Source organism: Paraburkholderia podalyriae, from assembly GCF_014397785.1.
Taxonomy (GTDB): domain Bacteria; phylum Pseudomonadota; class Gammaproteobacteria; order Burkholderiales; family Burkholderiaceae; genus Paraburkholderia; species Paraburkholderia podalyriae.
This window is the reverse complement of record NZ_VZQQ01000005.1, coordinates 238,109-254,050: the sequence shown is the minus strand read 5'-3', so window position 1 is coordinate 254,050 and position 15,942 is coordinate 238,109. Positions and strand designations below refer to the sequence as shown.

The following is a 15,942-nucleotide window of genomic DNA, read 5'->3' as shown; positions in this document are numbered from 1 at the left end:
CAGTCAATAGGGCCGGTTCATGCTGCTCGGCGATCCGACGAAAGGCGGCGGACTGGTCCGGTCAGTGCGGTGACGAAAGGAGTTTGAAGCGCTTCCATAGCTTCTTCAATGTCTGATGGTCGGCAGCGACGCGCGACGCGAGGAAGCCGCGTGCGAACGATGCGCCCGACGCCGCCTCGGGCGACGTTGTCAGCAACGACTTCAGAAGCTGATCGGCGACGACCGCATCGTTGCGCCAGCCAAGATCATCCTGAAGCGCGGTGAGCGCGTCCACATAATTGCGGACGGCCCGCTTCGGGCACAGCGACGCGAAGAACTCGGTGGCGTATCGAACTTTCTTCGCCGCGATGCGGGCGCGGTGACGACGGTGATCGTCGAGATCGGCCAGGCCCTTGCCGCGTTTGATCAGTTTCTTGTGCCGGCGACGCAGCACTTCCGCGGCGAACGGCTTCACCGGGCCGCTGATCGCTGCGCGCTGTTCGTCGGACATGTCATCTCGCCAACCCTTTCGGTCCAACCACAGCGCGAACTGAAGCGCGAGCCGCGTGTAGCGAACCGACTCGACCGCAGCAGCCGCACGCTGCCGGTTGTTGACGGCAATCTGCTCGCACGCCTGCCGGACGGGTTGGATCTCGTTCGCATTGCCGTTCGTGCTGGCACGTTCAAGCGTCGCTCCCGCAAGCACTTCCCAGTCGCGCGCGGCGCCGAGTTCCGAAGCAATCCAGCGCAACTCCTCGTCGAATCCGGAAGAGGCGGGGATGACCTTCGCAAACAGGTCGAGAGCCGAACGCAAGCGGCGAAGCCCCACGCGCATCTGATGGACGCTCGATGGATCGTGGCCCGACACGACGCCCCGTTCATTCGCGTGGACCTGGTCCAGACAGTTGCGCGCAATCGCGCAGAATGCATCCTCGATCGAATCGCGTTTGTCGAGTAGCAGTGGTTGCGCTTTCACGGCCTCGCTGTGCTCGGCCACGAGCAGTGCATACCCGATATCGGCCTTGCTGCGATGATCGAGCCGCAGCGCAACAGTTTCGAGCATTTCCAGCGCGATGCGGTACAGCGCCTCCGGATTGCCCTGTTTTAATTCCAGTTCGACCGCGGCGATCTGCACCGAACCCGACTCCGCCTCGACAGTTCCTTCGTCTAGCGCAAGCTCGAGCTCGTCTCCGGACGGCTGGTGCAGCGGAAACGCCGATCGGTTGATTCGCGTGACGAACACCGGCTTCAGTCGGGCCGCAACGGTTTCGTCGCGAACCAGTTTTCCGCAGTCGCTGTCGTCGGGGATCTGGTCGCACAGCAACTTCAGATCGGGCGTGTCGCTATTCACGGGCATCTCGAACTCGTCCCGGTCGAACAGCCCCGCCTTCGCCGATCCTTCAAGCTTCAGCGTCTGCATTTTCTGCTTGCCGACGGTGCGCACGCGCAGCGAAGCCCCGCACCAGTGAAACGAAAGTTCGGGCGTATCGAAATACGTACTCATCAGCAGGTGAGGAGTTCCAACTTTCCTTCCTGATTGCGCAAGCATCGGCGCGTGACGCAATGTGCCGAGATCTTCTTTCGCAACGCGCAGTTTTAGCTCCCGTTCCATGCCCCCTCCGAAATGAGCACCAGACCGTCAGACTATACCGGATTCGCTGGCCCAGTTCGACCCGAATGCATCGCTGTCATCGGCACATCCGAACATCTTGATTTGGAAATGATCATTTCCTATAATCGCCGCATGACTATCCGCAACCATCGTTCCAGATATCCACGTGCTCCAGGTCGTCCACGCGAATTCGACATGGAAGTAGCCTTGGACGGCGCAATCCGGATTTTTCGCGAGCGCGGTTATCAAGGGGCGTCTCTGGGCGACCTTGGTTCTGCGATGGGGCTCACGGCGGGCAGTATCTATAAGGCATTTGCCGATAAACGAGCGGTATTCCTTGCCGCGCTCGACCGCTACATCCAGCTACGAAATGGACAGTTACAGAGCTTGATCGACGCGGAGCAATCCGGCCGCGACAAGGTGCGGGCCGTTCTGCAGTTTTATGCTGAGTCTGCAATTGGCGGTGAGGGCAAGCGAGGCTGTCTCGTAGTCGGAAGTGCAATCGACCTGCTGGCCTTCGATGATGAGATCGCAGGTCATATCGTCGCGGCTTTGCAGCGAATAGAGCGGCTGTTGTGCCGTTTGATCCGGTTGGGCCAGACGGACGGCTCGATCCCGTCCGCCGTGGATTCGGACGCTACTGGCCGCGCTCTGTTGAGTTTGACGCAAGGTTTCAGGGTCGTCGGCAAAGTCGGTCGATCCCGGGCACACATGATGGCGGCGGCAGATCAGGCCATGCGCCTACTGGACTAACCCACGGCAAGACATAGCATCGCATCGGCTAAACATGCTGTTCGCCATGTTAGGAAACAACTGTTTCCTAATCGACATTCAACGATGAAAAACCGCTCAACGGTGACATCCGCCAATCCAAAGGAGTCTCGTTCGTGAAACCACATCACTCGCCCGCGCCATCAGGGACTTCCACGATGGTCAACGTGTTGCCGGCATCAAGACCCGTTCCCGAGCTAGCAGGATTCGAGCACAGATTCGCGACCGTAAACGGACTTAGACTGCACTACGTCACGGGTGGCAACCCGCAGGGCGACGTGGTTGTCTTGCTCGCGGGATTTCCCGAGAGCTGGTTCGCCTGGCGCAAAGTGATGGGACTGCTTGCAAAGACCTACAGAATCGTCGCACCGGACCTTCCTGGACAAGGTGATTCAGATCGTCCGATGGACGGCTACGACACACAAACCCTTGCGAGCCATGTCCGCGGTTTGCTGCAGCAACTCGGGGTGACCCGGTACTTTCTTGCTGCGCACGATATCGGAGCGTGGGTGGCATTTCCTTACGCCGTGATGTTCGGCGACGAGGTCCGGCGGCTCGCGCTGCTGGATGCGGGGATCCCCGGCGTCACGTTGCCCGATGCCTTGTCGACCGCGCCCGACCGTGCATGGCGCACCTGGCATTTTGCATTTCACGCACTACCGGACTTGCCGGAAGTATTGCTAGCCGGTAAGGAACGTGAATACCTCGAATGGTTTTTGCGGCGAAAGACGGCAAATCCCGATACTTTCACTGATTCTGATATCGATGAATATCTACGCATTCTGCAGAAAGACGGCGGCTTGCGCGCCGGCCTCGCGTACTATCGCGCCGCGCATGTGTCAGCCCGGCAGAACGGAGAATTGAAGGAGCGTGGCATGCTGAAACTGCCGCTGTTGACGCTTGGTTCCGATCAAGGGTCCATCGCCGATATGGCGACCCCTCTGCGCGCCTTTTTCACCGATGTGCAAGGCCGGACCATTAGTCACTGCGGGCACTTCATTCCAGAGGAACAACCGCGCGCGGTCGCTGACGAACTCACAGCGTTCTTTGCGAGCGCACAGGAATGACAGAGGGCGGGCGAATGCCTGCTTTCGCTACTGAGGCGGCATCATAGGCGGAAGGCCGTGTGGGGCGCAGCATGCCGGGTGTGGCTCAGGCGATGCGGCGCACTCTTATATAAGACATAAGACATTTGACCTTGCATGGGTATTGCAATTAAAATCGCGATCGAAGCAGTGCCCGGCACAGCTTGGAGTGCCTTAAAAGCCTTTTCCTGAAACGCACATACCAGCAGGTCCCCATGCTTGAAAACTTTCGCGCTCACGTGGCCGCACGCGCCGCGCTCGGCATTCCTCCTCTGCCGCTGACGGCTCAGCAGACCGCCGAGCTGGTGGAACTCCTGACGAATCCGCCCGCCGGCGAAGAGCAGACCCTGCTCGAACTGATCACCCACCGCGTACCCGCCGGCGTGGACGAAGCCGCCCGCGTGAAGGCAGGCTTCCTCGCCGCCGTGGCCAAAGGCCAGACCGCCTGCGCGCTGATCTCGCGCGCTCGTGCCACCGAACTGCTCGGCACGATGCTGGGCGGCTACAACATCCAGCCGCTGATCGAACTGCTGTCCGACGCCGAAGTGAGCACCGTGGCCGCCGACGCGCTGAAGAAAACCCTGCTGATGTTCGACCAGTTCCACGACGTCAAGGAACTGGCCGACAAGGGCAACGCCAATGCGAAGGCCGTGATGCAAAGCTGGGCCGACGCCGAATGGTTCACCACCCGCCCGGAAGTGCCGCAAAGCCTGACCATCACCGTCTTCAAGGTGACGGGCGAAACCAACACCGACGACCTGTCGCCGGCCCCGGATGCGACCACCCGTCCGGACATCCCGATGCACGCGCTGGCAATGCTGAAGAACGCGCGTCCCGGCATCACGCCGGAAGAAGACGGCAAGCGTGGTCCGGTCAAGTTCATCGAGTCGCTGAAGGAAAAGGGCCACCTGGTCGCATACGTGGGCGACGTGGTCGGCACCGGCTCCTCGCGCAAGTCGGCCACCAACTCGGTGCTGTGGTTCACCGGCGAAGACATCCCCTTCATCCCGAACAAGCGCTTCGGCGGCGTGTGCCTCGGCGGCAAGATCGCCCCGATCTTCTACAACACGATGGAAGACGCCGGCGCTCTGCCGATCGAACTCGACGTGTCGCAGATGGAAATGGGCGATGTCGTCGAACTGCGCCCGTACGAAGGCAAGGCGCTAAAGAACGGCGATGTCATCGCCGAGTTTCAGGTCAAGTCCGACGTGCTGTTCGATGAAGTGCGCGCCGGCGGCCGCATTCCGCTGATCATCGGTCGCGGTCTGACCGCCAAGGCACGTGAAGCGCTGGGCCTGGCCCCGTCGACGCTGTTCCGCCTGCCGCAGCAGCCCGTCAACAGCGGCAAGGGCTTCTCGCTGGCCCAGAAGATGGTCGGCCGCGCCTGCGGTCTGCCGGAAGGCCAGGGCGTCCGTCCGGGCACGTACTGCGAACCGAAGATGACCTCGGTCGGCTCGCAAGACACCACGGGCCCGATGACCCGCGACGAACTCAAGGACCTGGCGTGCCTCGGCTTCTCAGCCGATCTCGTCATGCAGTCGTTCTGCCACACCGCCGCTTATCCGAAGCCGGTGGACGTGAAGACCCACCAGACCCTGCCGAACTTCATCAGCAACCGTGGCGGCATCGCGCTGCGCCCGGGCGACGGCGTGATCCACTCGTGGCTGAACCGCATGCTGCTGCCCGACACCGTGGGCACCGGCGGCGACTCGCACACGCGCTTCCCGATCGGCATCAGCTTCCCGGCCGGTTCGGGCCTGGTCGCCTTCGCGGCCGCCACCGGCACGATGCCGCTGGACATGCCGGAATCGGTGCTGGTCCGCTTCAAGGGCAAGATGCAGCCGGGCGTGACCCTGCGTGACCTGGTCAACGCGATCCCGCTGTACGCGATCAAGCAAGGCACGCTGACGGTTGCCAAGCAAGGCAAGAAGAACATCTTCTCCGGCCGCATTCTCGAAATCGAAGGCCTGCCCGATCTGAAGGTCGAGCAAGCGTTCGAACTGTCGGATGCTTCCGCCGAGCGCTCGGCCGCCGGTTGCTCGGTCCACCTGAACAAGGAACCGATCATCGAATACCTGAACAGCAACGTCACGCTGCTGAAGTGGATGATCGCCCAGGGCTACCAGGACCCGCGCAGCCTGCAGCGCCGCATCAAGGCGATGGAGCAGTGGCTGGCCGATCCGCAACTGCTGTCGCCGGATGCCGACGCCGAGTACGCAGCCGTCATCGAGATCGATCTCGCCGACATCCATGAGCCGATCGTGGCCTGCCCGAATGATCCGGACGATGTGAAGACGCTGTCGGACGTGGCCGGTGCCAAGATCGACGAAGTGTTCATCGGTTCGTGCATGACCAACATCGGTCACTTCCGGGCAGCGTCGAAGCTGCTGGAAGGCAAGCGCGACATCCCGGTCAAGCTGTGGGTGGCCCCGCCGACCAAGATGGATCAGAAGCAGCTGACCGAGGAGGGCCACTACGGCGTGTTCGGCACAGCCGGTGCGCGTACCGAAATGCCGGGCTGCTCGCTGTGCATGGGCAACCAGGCACAGGTGCGCGAAGGCGCGACGGTCATGTCGACGTCGACCCGCAACTTCCCGAACCGCCTCGGCAAGAACACGAACGTGTACCTCGGCTCGGCGGAACTGGCGGCGATCTGCTCGCGTCTGGGCAAGATCCCGACCAAGGAGGAGTACATGGCCGACATGGGCGTGCTCAATGCCGACGGCGACAAGATCTATCAATACATGAACTTCGACCAGATCGAGGACTTCAAGGAAGTCGCCGACACGGTGACGATGTAAGTGTGCTGTGGGGCTACGGCGTGTTGTCTTCGTCGTAGCGCCACGGAATGGCGCCACAGGCTGAAAGCCAGCGGCGCCATTTTTTTATGCATCGCTATGGGAATCAATAGAGATCGCAGATTGGTCGGGACTCTCTCAACATTGTCGGGACAATCCGCTCCTGGCTTTTCCTTCGTCCTGCTTGACATCGTCTTTCACGGTGGTTACGATTCGTCCGCTTTCAATGATTGGGGCTAATGCCTTGGAACCCTGTAGTAGTCGATCTTCGAACAGTTTGACCGCCTGACCGGCAGGACGTCCGCCCCAACAAGCCGCCGTCCCGCCATCAGGCAGGACGGTGCGCGTCGCAGTATTACTCGCAGTACTCCCCTCGCACCGCTCAAATATCGACGCACAAACCGGCGTGATTGCGCTTGTTCGTGCTTCCCGCGTTGCGCGCTTCGATTCGCACGACGGTGTCCGTTCACGTCCGTACGATCCGTTGATCAGTACGGTCCGTGGCTGAATAAACGCACTCGAGCATCTGGCACGAGAAAGGAGCCCCTATGCCCGACAGTGACTCTTGTCCCTTACCTCGATCCAATTTTCCTTCCGCCTGAGCGGAGGCCGCACCGTTTCCCGTCATTCGAGCATCGAGCGTTGACGTCATGGTTCAGGCCTTCGGGCAGGCAAACCTGAACGACGCTCCGGGCCTTAGCCCGGACGGAGGAACATCATGCACTTCGCTCTTCTTGTATCGAACCTGCCTCATATTCAAGAGGCACGCACGTACTATGACTCGCTGCTAACCCTGCATACCGGCGAGCATCAAAACATCACATTGATCGGAAAGTGTTGGGCTGCAGTACGCGCCCGGTTCTGCTGACTCTCTGCATTAAACATCAACTTTTCGAGGCCGCGACAGGGGTCGGCTCGCGCTTGCCCCTGCCCGGAAAATCTCATGAAAAATAAACCCTCACACCGCCACGAATCTCGGCTCAGGCAACGAGGCTTCCTAAGCGCATCATCGTCCAGCGATCGCAACAGGATTTCCGCGCAGATTGCCAGCGAAGCCGGCAACAGTATCGAAGCGACCCTACTGCATACGCAGAGTTCACTTGACGGCCTGGTCGACGCCGATGCCGAACAGCGCCTGCGTAGCTCGGGGCCGAACGAGGTCGCGCACGACAAGCCGCCGCACGCGCTGATCCAGGTGCTGCATGCTTTCTACAACCCCTTTGTGATCGTGCTGCTCGTGCTCACGGGCATCAGCTATTTCACGGACGTCTACTTTGCCGCGCCAGAAGATCGCGACTGGACCGGCGTGAGCATCCTGCTCACGATGGTCACAGTGAGCAGCCTGCTGCGCTTCTTCCAGGAACACCGGTCGAACAAGGCAGCAGAACGGCTCAAGTCGATGGTTCGCGCCACGGCAACCGTCGTGCGCCGTGCCTCGAAGTCCGGGAAATCGCTCAAGCGCGAGATTCCGATGTCCAGTCTCGTGGTTGGCGATATCGTTACCCTGCAAGCGGGCGACATGATTCCCGCCGATATTCGCCTCATCACGTCGCGGGATCTTTTCATCAGCCAGGCCGCGCTCACGGGCGAAGCGCTACCGGTCGAGAAGTACGACACGCTCGGCGCCGTGATGCAGAAGTCGGCTCATGTCGCCAATGCGAGCCCGGCTGACCCGCTCGAACTGGCGAACGTCTGTTTCATGGGCACCAATGTGGTAAGCGGCACGGCAACGGCAGTTGCCGTCGCGACCGGTGCCGATACTTACTTCGGCGCACTCGCGAAGAACGTTACCAGTCGCAAGCGGATCGAAACGAGCTTCGATCGGGGCGTGAACAGTGTTTCGTGGCTACTGATCCGCTTCATGCTTGTCATGGTACCCGTCGTATTCCTGATCAACGGGCTGCTCAAGGGCGACTGGCTTTCCGCCCTGACGTTCGCGCTTGCCGTCGCAGTTGGCCTCACGCCGGAAATGCTGCCCATGATCGTTTCGGCGAATCTTGCGAAAGGCGCTGTGGCTATGGCACGGCGCAAGGTGGTGGTCAAACGCCTGAACTCCGTCCAGAACTTCGGCGCCATGGACGTGTTGTGCACCGACAAGACCGGCACCCTCACGCAGGACCGGATCATCCTCGAACATCACCTGGACATCCAGGGCCGTCGCGACGACCACATCCTCGAACTGGCGTGGCTCAACAGCTTCCATCAGAGCGGGCAGAAGAACCTGATGGACATTGCAATCGTTAGCCATGCGCAGGCGGCCGGCGTGCCACCAACGCAGGCGCACTACGCGAAGGTCGACGAACTGCCGTTCGACTTCGTGCGTCGACGTCTGTCCGTGGTCGTCGAGCGCGCCGACGGCAGCCAGCTGATGGTGTCCAAGGGCGCGGTCGAGGAAATGCTTGCGGTGTGCACGCACGTGCATCAGGGCGATGTCGTTTGCGAGCTCGATGAAGCCGCTCGCAGTGCGATGATTGCCAGATCGCAGGAATACAACGCGGAAGGCTACCGGGTGCTGGTAGTCGCCACGCGCGAAATTGCGCAAGCCGAAGCGAAACCGCAGTACCGGAACGCCGACGAGGAGCGGCTCGTGGTTCGCGGTTTCCTGAGCTTTTTCGACCCACCGAAGGACTCGGCGGCACAAGCGCTACGCGCGCTGAACGAACATGGCGTGACCATCAAGGTGCTCACGGGTGACAACCCGATCGTGACGGCGAAGGTCTGCCGGGACGTCGGCCTCGATCCGGGCATCCCGGTGCTCGGGCGCGACGTCGAGCACATGAACGACGACGAACTCGGCGCGGCGGTCGAGCGCACGACAGTCTTCGCGAAGCTCACGCCATTGCAGAAGGCCCGCGTGGTCAAGGCGCTGCAGGCCAACGACCATACCGTGGGCTTCCTCGGCGACGGCATCAACGACGCGCCCGCGCTGCGCGATGCGGACGTGGGAATTTCGGTCGACACGGGCACCGATATCGCCAAGGAAACCGCCGACATCATCCTGCTCGAAAAGAGCCTGATGGTGCTCGAAGAAGGCGTCGTCAAGGGCCGGGAAACGTTTGGCAATATCCTCAAGTACCTGAACATGACTGCCAGCTCGAACTTCGGCAACGTGTTCTCGTTGCTGGTGGCCAGTGCGTTCCTGCCTTGGGAGCCGATGCTCGCGATGCAGTTATTGGTCCAGAACCTGATCTACGACCTGTCGCAGATGTTCCTGCCCTGGGACAGGATGGACCCCGAGTTTCTCAGAAAGCCCCGTAAGTGGGATGCCGGCAACATCAGACGTTTCATGATCTGGCTCGGGCCGACGTCGTCCGTATTCGACATGACGACCTTTTGGCTGATGTGGACGGTATTCGGCGCCGGCGCGGCTTATCACGCCCATGGCGGCGGCCAGATCATCATGAATTCCGGCTGGTTCATCGAAGGTCTCGTGTCGCAGACGCTGGTCGTGCATATGCTGCGCACGCATCGGATTCCGTTCCTGCAGAGCATGGCTGCACTGCCGGTCACGCTCTCGACGACCGTTGCGATTTTCGTGGGCTGCTGGCTGCCCTTCTCGCCGTTCGCATCGGCGCTGGGCTTCCAGGCGCTGGACCACGGCTACTGGTGGTGGCTCGTCGCGACCATCGCCAGCTACATGCTGCTCACCCAACTCGTCAAGACCGTCTACATCCGGCGCTATGGCCGGTGGTACTGACACGACGATTCCGCTGACATCCATGGGCATGGCCGTCAGCGGCCGATGCCAGCCGGGGCGGCAGTCCGCCGGCCCGTTCCATCCACAACTTTCAGGAAGATAGTTGCATGTCGACAACAAGAAACGCAGTCCCTATCAGATTCTCGGCTGGCGCAGTGGCGCTTGCGGCTTTTATAACTAACGCACACGCCCAGAGCGGCGTGACGTTGTACGGTGAACTCGACACTGGGCTTGCGTGGCTGAACAATGTGGGCGGTCATGCGCAGTACAAGGCAACAAGCGGTCTCATTGACGGCAGCTTCTGGGCACTCCAAGGCAGCGAAGACCTCGGCGGCGGCAGCAAGGCCATTTTTCTGCTCGAACGTGGCTTCTCGACTACGACAGGGGAGGAATTCGATGATCACCCGTCCTACGTCGGGCTGAGCAGTGATGCCTGGGGGACGGTAACGTTCGGCCATCAGTACGATTCGATCCACGACTTCTTCGCGCCCGTGACACTGACGGGCGCAGCGGGCGGCACCGCGTTCGCTCATCCCTTCGACAACGACAACGCCAACAACTCGTACCTCGCACGCAACTCGGTGAAGTACGCGAGCCCGTCATTCGGCGGGTTGACCGTTGGCGGTCTGTACGCACTTTCGAATGCTGCTGGTCAGTTCGCAAACAACCGCGCGTATAGCCTGGGCATCAGCTACCAGAATGGTCCGTTCAACGCCGGGGCGGCCTGGCTGCATGCGAACGGGCGCGGTGCCACCAGCACCGGTGCCTACGATGCGGTGAATTTGCCCGACGGTACCCGCAGCACGTTTGACGCACTCGTGCGGACGCAGAACACTTATGGTGCCGGGGCGAACTATGCGATCGGCGACCTCACGCTGGGAGCGGCGTGGTCACGCTCCACGTTCAGCGGTCTGGTCGATGCGGACACCGGCAACTCTGCTCCTTCGGCCGACTTCAGCAACTACGAGGTCAATGCCCAATATCAGATGATGCCCACGCTCTTGCTTGCCGGCATGTACACCTACACGAAGGGCTCGAACCAGCACTGGCACCAGGCCGGCTTGCAGGCGGCTTACCTGCTCTCGAGGCGTACCGATGCGTACGTCGAGACCGTCTACCAGCGAGCCTCGACGGACGCGCCGGCAGTGATCAACAGTGCGGAACCGTCATCCGGCCGTAACCAGCTGCTGGTTGGCGCGGGAATCCGGCATCGGTTCTGATTGAACTGGCGGCGAACATCGCCTCCCAGGTCGACAAAGCGAGTCAGCCGTCCGACAATGTTTCGCAAAAGGCAGTCGAACGGGCTGCAGTCCAAACGTCTTTTGCAGCGCAGCGTGGGTGCCGGCGCCCGTTCGCGATTTTTTGGCGCCAGCTGTCCATCAGCGTGCGGCCCGCGCGTCATTGTGATGGCGGCCGATGTAATTCATCCGCCTCAACCCCATGACGGAGGCTCATATGGAATACCTGTTGATGATCTACTCGGAAGAAAACGGCTGGAACAAGATGACCGACAGCGAGCGGCAGCAAGGCGTTGCCGCTTATCATGCCTACACCGAATCGTTGAAAAAGGCGGGGGCGCTGGTGGGTGCCAACCGGCTACAGCACTCGAATACGGCCACCACGGTGCGGCTCGTCGACGGCAAGCCGCAGGTGCTTGACGGACCGTATTCCGATTCGAAGGAGCAACTCGCCGGCTACTACCTGATCGATGTGCCCAACCTCGACGCGGCGATGACGTGGGCGTCGCGTTGCCCCGGCGCGGCGCACGGCGTTATGGAAGTGCGCCCGGTCTGGACCGCCCCCTACGAAGCCCCATCTGCATGAGTTCTTCCAGCGGCGCCCGTCGGGACGACGGCGCCGCGCGTTCGATTGCCGAGGCGGTCGCTCGCCGTAGCTACGGTAAGCTCGTCGCGCTGTTGGCGATGCGCACGCGCGACGTCGCCGCGGCCGAGGACGCGCTCGCCGACGCATTCGCGGCGGCGCTCGCGGACTGGCCGGAGCACGGCTGTCCCGCGAGTCCCGAAGCGTGGCTGATGACGGTTGCGCGGCGCCGGGCGATCGATGGCGCGCGTCATCGCCAGGTCGGCGACGACGTAGCGAACCAGCTGATGATTCTCACCGACGAAATGGACGAGTGCGAAGCGGGCGTGTTGCCCGACCGGCGGCTCGCGCTGCTGTTCGCGTGCACGCACCCTGCGCTCGAAGCCGCGATTCGCACCCCGCTGATGCTGCAAGTGGTGTTGGGGCTGGAAGCGAAGACGATCGCGTCCGCGTTCCTGATGTCGCCCGCCGCGATGAGCAAACGCCTCGTGCGGGCCAAGACCAAGATCCGCGAAGCGGGCATTCCGTTCAACGTGCCCGAGCGCGAGGAACTGCCCGGCCGGCTCGACGCGGTGCTCGAGGCGGTCTACGCGGCGTATGCGGAGGGTTGGACGGACCCGCTCGGCGGCGATGCCGAGCGGCGCGACCTCGCCGACGAGGCGCTGTATCTCGCGCAACTGCTCGTCGAGCTGCTACCCGAGGAACCGGAGACGTTGGGTCTGCTCGCACTGATGCTGTTTGCGCAGGCGCGGCGCGATGCGCGACGCGATGCGGCTGGCGACTATGTGCCGCTGTCGGCCCAGGATCCGGCAACATGGAACGCACCGATGCTCGACGCGGCGAACGCACTGCTGCGGCGCGCGAACGCGTTCAACGCAATTGGGCGCTTTCAGCTCGAGGCCGCGCTGCAGTCGGCGCATGTGCATCGCTGCCGGACGCGTCGCCCGAACTGGGACGAGATCGTGCAACTCTACGACGGGCTGCTCGCCATCGCAGCGTCGCCGGTAGTGGCTGTGAACCGCGCGCTCGCCGTGGCGGAACGTGACGGCCCGCAGGCGGCGCTCGACGCGCTTGCGCCCTATGCGGACGACCCGCGGCTGGCCGACTACCAGCCATACTGGGCCGCGCGCGCCAATCTGCTCGCGCGTGCCGGCGCAATGGCGCAAGCACTCAGCGCGTACGATCTGGCGATCGGCCTTGAGCGTGATCCGGCCGTGCGCCGATTCCTGCAGCGTAAGCGAATGGAGCTTGCGCCGGCGAGCGGCTAGCGGCGCGCATTGCGTTCGCCGGATTCGCCAGCTTCGTGACGTCGCCAGCTGCGTGGCCGCGTCGCCATCGATATCTCGCGCCACCCGACTCGAAAATTCACGCATACCGCGCGATAAACATATCCGCCGCCGCTTCCGCGATCCGCTTCTGCTCGCGGGCATCGAGCGGCACTTGCCCCATCGCCACTTGTGGCCAGAAGGCAAAAGCCTTCACGAGCGCCTGCAACTGCAGTGCCGCGAAGACGGGGTCCTCGGTCTTGATGCGGCCGTCCGCGGCGGCCGCCCGGACCCACGCCGTCAGGTCTTCCTCGCGTTCCCCCATGCGAGCGACCATATCGCGCGCGCGGTCCGGCGAATGGATGCCGGCCCCGATCGCCACGCGTGCAAGCGACAAAAAGGACTCGTCGTGAAGCAGCCGCAGCTTGCGCTCCAACAGATCGAGCAACTGCGCCCGCAACGGTTGGTCGGCGCGATAACAGGGCGCATCGCCGTCGTGGCTCGCGTCCCACAACTGATGAAGAATCGCCGCGAAAAGCGCTTCCTTGCTGGGGAAATGGTTATAGACCGTGCGCTTCGAGACGTTCGCGCGCGCGGCGATACGGTCCATGCTGGTTGCGTCGTATCCGGCTGCGAGGAATTCGTCGATCGCGGCGGCGACGATCGCGACGCGCTTACGGTCGGTCAGACGTGGAGGGCGGGCACTGGATTCCATGCAACGATTTTACACTGGCCAGTTTACTTTTCTTGAAAACAAACTACACTGCCGAGTGTACATTTTCTCGGAAGATCAACTTCATGATGTCGCTTCCCGCCCTTGTCCGCCGAATGCTCGGCGTGAGCGCCGCGCAACGCAGCCGCGCGATGTTCAGCCTGTCGCCGCAGCATGACGGCGAACGCTTCCAGAACGTCAAGCCGCGTCCCGCGGAAAGCTTGCGCAAGACGCTCGGCCTCGCGTGGACGGTGCTGTTCAACAAACCGCGCGGCACCGCGCCGACCGACGCATTGCCCGTCGAAACGCTGACGCGCGCGCAACTCGATGCGGCGCCCGACCGCAGCCTGTATCGGCTCGGTCATTCGACGATGCTGTTGAAGTTGCGCGGCAAGTTCTGGCTGACCGATCCCGTGTTCGCCGAGCGGGCGTCTCCATTCCGCAATCTGGGTCCGAAGCGCTTTCATGCGCCGCCGATCTCGCTCGACGATTTGCCACCGCTGCGCGGCGTGATCCTGTCGCACGATCACTATGACCATCTCGATCGCGAGACCGTCCTCATACTGGCGCAGCGTACGGAGGTATTTCTGACGCCACTCGGCGTCGGCGACCGGCTCATCGAATGGGGTATCGACGCGGTGAAGGTGCGGCAGTTCGACTGGTGGCAGGGCACGCAGGTCGACGGCATCGAGTTCACCGCGACGCCCGCGCAGCACTTCTCCGGGCGCAGCCTGTTCGACGGCAACCGCACGTTGTGGGCGTCGTGGGTGATCGTCGATCGCGATTTGCGCGTTTTCTTCAGCGGCGACACTGGCTACTTCGATGGTTTCAGCGTGATCGGCGAGCGCCTCGGACCCTTCGACGTCACGTTGATCGAAACCGGCGCGTACGACGCGATGTGGCCATACGTTCATATGCAGCCCGAAGAAACCGTGCAGGCGCATATTGACCTGCGCGGCCGCTGGCTCGTGCCGATTCATAACGGCACCTTCGACCTCGCGATGCATCGCTGGCAGGAGCCGTTCGAAAGGGTGACAGGGCTGGCGCTTGCGCGCGGCGTCGCGCTGTCGACACCACGCATGGGCGAGCGGCTCGATCTGAGCGCGGTGCATCGCGGCGAACGCTGGTGGCGCGACGTCGCGCAAACCGTTGCCGCGCCGAAAGCGTCGTGGCGGATCTGCGCGTCGCGCGAGGTCGGGGGAGGGGAGTCTTCCTGAGGTCGACAGGGCATCACGTCGACGGCTGGGATGTGGCGTTCTATGCGGACCGCTGCGTTGATCCCGGGTCAATTCTTCAGGTCGGCGAGAATGCGTTCCGCGAGAAAGTCGCATGGAGGCCGTTTAGAAGCGGCACTTCGCGCCAGCACGACTTCGAGCGTGCCGATTTCCGGCAGGCCGTTCGCGGCCCCCAGCAGCGAGAAGTGAGCCGGTACCGCGCATTTGGCCAAAGGGGTCACAGCGAGTCCGGCCTCGGCCATCGTCAGCAGACCGAGCAGACTCGGACTTTCATACGACGTTCGATACGGGATGCGCGCGCGTTCCAGACTCCGTATGGCTTTCTCCCGCGCGACGCTACCGGGCAAAAACACCGCGATGGGCAAGGGCCTTTCGCGCCAGATCTCGGTCGCGCCTGGCGCGGCGGCCCAGACCATCGGCTCGTGACGCAGGAACTCGCCGTGCAACCCTTTCACGCGCGTCGCGCAGACGAGATCGACTGTGCCGTCCTTCAACATGGGCTCGAGAGCAACGCTTGGCAGCCCCACCACCTGAATCTCCACCTTCGGATAGGTCGCCGAAAATTTCTTGAGGATGGGTGGGAACAGTGACGTCGCATAGTCGTCCGGTACGCCGATGACCACGCGTCCGGTCACGTCGGGCCGTACCACCGCTGCCCACGCTTCATCGCGCAGCGCGATCATCCGTCGTGCGTAGGTCAACAGCATTTCGCCGTCCTGCGTCGGCACCACACTGCGGGGCTTGCGAACGAACAGAGCCTTGCCGAGCGCCGTCTCGAGCGTCTTGATCTGCATGCTCACCGCCGATTGCGAGCGATGCACGAGCTGGGCCGCACGGCTGATCGTGCCGGCGTCCGCGACCGCGATGATCATCGACAGCACGTCCAGATCGAGCGCTTTCATTTCCGTTGCCATGATCATTGATATCAGAAAAGTAGATCGATTCCATCAATATTATGCGATTTTCT

The 15,942-nt window shown here is 62.4% G+C and carries 11 protein-coding genes; 8 read left to right on the top strand and 3 right to left on the bottom strand.

Annotated features, from left to right (window positions below; genetic code table 11):
- Window positions 1-61 precede the first annotated feature (61 nt).
- Window positions 62-1,591 carry a CYTH and CHAD domain-containing protein gene (locus F6X42_RS08210; protein WP_187633706.1) on the bottom strand — a complete coding sequence of 510 codons (1,530 nt, stop codon included), beginning with the start codon at window positions 1,589-1,591 and terminating at the stop codon, window positions 62-64.
- 195 nt (window positions 1,592-1,786) lie between these two features.
- On the opposite strand from F6X42_RS08210, the gene F6X42_RS08205 reads away from it, so the two are divergent.
- From F6X42_RS08205 to F6X42_RS08175, 7 genes are all read left to right on the top strand, one after another.
- A complete protein-coding gene (locus tag F6X42_RS08205; RefSeq protein ID WP_187633769.1) occupies window positions 1,787-2,344 on the top strand; it encodes a TetR/AcrR family transcriptional regulator in 558 nt (185 codons plus the stop codon).
- A gap of 176 nt (window positions 2,345-2,520) precedes the next feature.
- Window positions 2,521-3,429, top strand: coding sequence for an alpha/beta fold hydrolase (locus F6X42_RS08200; RefSeq protein ID WP_187633768.1), 909 nt, complete (start codon window positions 2,521-2,523; stop codon window positions 3,427-3,429).
- Window positions 3,430-3,662: 233 nt separating this feature from the next.
- A complete protein-coding gene (gene acnB / locus F6X42_RS08195) occupies window positions 3,663-6,248 on the top strand; it encodes a bifunctional aconitate hydratase 2/2-methylisocitrate dehydratase (RefSeq protein WP_187633705.1) in 2,586 nt (861 codons plus the stop codon).
- A 940-nt stretch (window positions 6,249-7,188) separates the two neighbouring features.
- Complete coding sequence (gene mgtA / locus F6X42_RS08190) at window positions 7,189-9,942, top strand: magnesium-translocating P-type ATPase (protein WP_187633704.1); 2,754 nt, start codon at window positions 7,189-7,191, stop codon at window positions 9,940-9,942.
- A gap of 107 nt (window positions 9,943-10,049) precedes the next feature.
- Complete coding sequence (locus F6X42_RS08185) at window positions 10,050-11,162, top strand: porin (RefSeq protein WP_187633703.1); 1,113 nt, start codon at window positions 10,050-10,052, stop codon at window positions 11,160-11,162.
- Window positions 11,163-11,397: 235 nt separating this feature from the next.
- A complete protein-coding gene (locus F6X42_RS08180) occupies window positions 11,398-11,766 on the top strand; it encodes a YciI family protein (protein ID WP_187633702.1) in 369 nt (122 codons plus the stop codon).
- Window positions 11,763-13,031 (top strand): RNA polymerase sigma factor, encoded by a 1,269-nt coding sequence (locus F6X42_RS08175; RefSeq protein ID WP_187633701.1) that lies wholly within the window; start codon window positions 11,763-11,765, stop codon window positions 13,029-13,031. Before F6X42_RS08180 ends, F6X42_RS08175 begins: the two co-directional genes overlap by 4 nt.
- A 97-nt stretch (window positions 13,032-13,128) precedes the next feature.
- On the opposite strand, the gene F6X42_RS08170 is transcribed toward F6X42_RS08175, so the two are convergent.
- Window positions 13,129-13,743, bottom strand: coding sequence for a TetR/AcrR family transcriptional regulator (locus F6X42_RS08170; protein WP_187633700.1), 615 nt, complete (start codon window positions 13,741-13,743; stop codon window positions 13,129-13,131).
- Window positions 13,744-13,826: 83 nt separating this feature from the next.
- On the opposite strand from F6X42_RS08170, the gene F6X42_RS08165 reads away from it, so the two are divergent.
- Window positions 13,827-14,957 (top strand): MBL fold metallo-hydrolase, encoded by a 1,131-nt coding sequence (locus F6X42_RS08165; protein ID WP_187633699.1) that lies wholly within the window; start codon window positions 13,827-13,829, stop codon window positions 14,955-14,957.
- Between the two features lie 68 nt (window positions 14,958-15,025).
- Here the strand turns inward: F6X42_RS08165 and F6X42_RS08160 are convergent, their stop codons facing one another.
- A complete protein-coding gene (locus F6X42_RS08160) occupies window positions 15,026-15,877 on the bottom strand; it encodes a LysR substrate-binding domain-containing protein (RefSeq protein ID WP_187633698.1) in 852 nt (283 codons plus the stop codon).
- Window positions 15,878-15,942 lie beyond the last annotated feature (65 nt).

Bases quoted from the DNA above. Each gene is read 5' to 3' on its own strand.
- mgtA (WP_187633704.1), top strand. From the start codon at position 7,189: ATGAAAAATAAACCCTCACACCGCCACGAATCTCGGCTCAGGCAACGA.
- F6X42_RS08175 (WP_187633701.1), top strand. From the start codon at position 11,763: ATGAGTTCTTCCAGCGGCGCCCGTCGGGACGACGGCGCCGCGCGTTCG.
- F6X42_RS08200 (WP_187633768.1), top strand. From the start codon at position 2,521: ATGGTCAACGTGTTGCCGGCATCAAGACCCGTTCCCGAGCTAGCAGGA.
- F6X42_RS08170 (WP_187633700.1), bottom strand. From the start codon at position 13,743: ATGGAATCCAGTGCCCGCCCTCCACGTCTGACCGACCGTAAGCGCGTC.
- F6X42_RS08160 (WP_187633698.1), bottom strand. From the start codon at position 15,877: ATGAAAGCGCTCGATCTGGACGTGCTGTCGATGATCATCGCGGTCGCG.
- F6X42_RS08165 (WP_187633699.1), top strand. From the start codon at position 13,827: ATGATGTCGCTTCCCGCCCTTGTCCGCCGAATGCTCGGCGTGAGCGCC.
- F6X42_RS08185 (WP_187633703.1), top strand. From the start codon at position 10,050: ATGTCGACAACAAGAAACGCAGTCCCTATCAGATTCTCGGCTGGCGCA.
- F6X42_RS08210 (WP_187633706.1), bottom strand. From the start codon at position 1,591: ATGGAACGGGAGCTAAAACTGCGCGTTGCGAAAGAAGATCTCGGCACA.
- F6X42_RS08180 (WP_187633702.1), top strand. From the start codon at position 11,398: ATGGAATACCTGTTGATGATCTACTCGGAAGAAAACGGCTGGAACAAG.
- F6X42_RS08205 (WP_187633769.1), top strand. From the start codon at position 1,787: ATGGAAGTAGCCTTGGACGGCGCAATCCGGATTTTTCGCGAGCGCGGT.
- acnB (WP_187633705.1), top strand. From the start codon at position 3,663: ATGCTTGAAAACTTTCGCGCTCACGTGGCCGCACGCGCCGCGCTCGGC.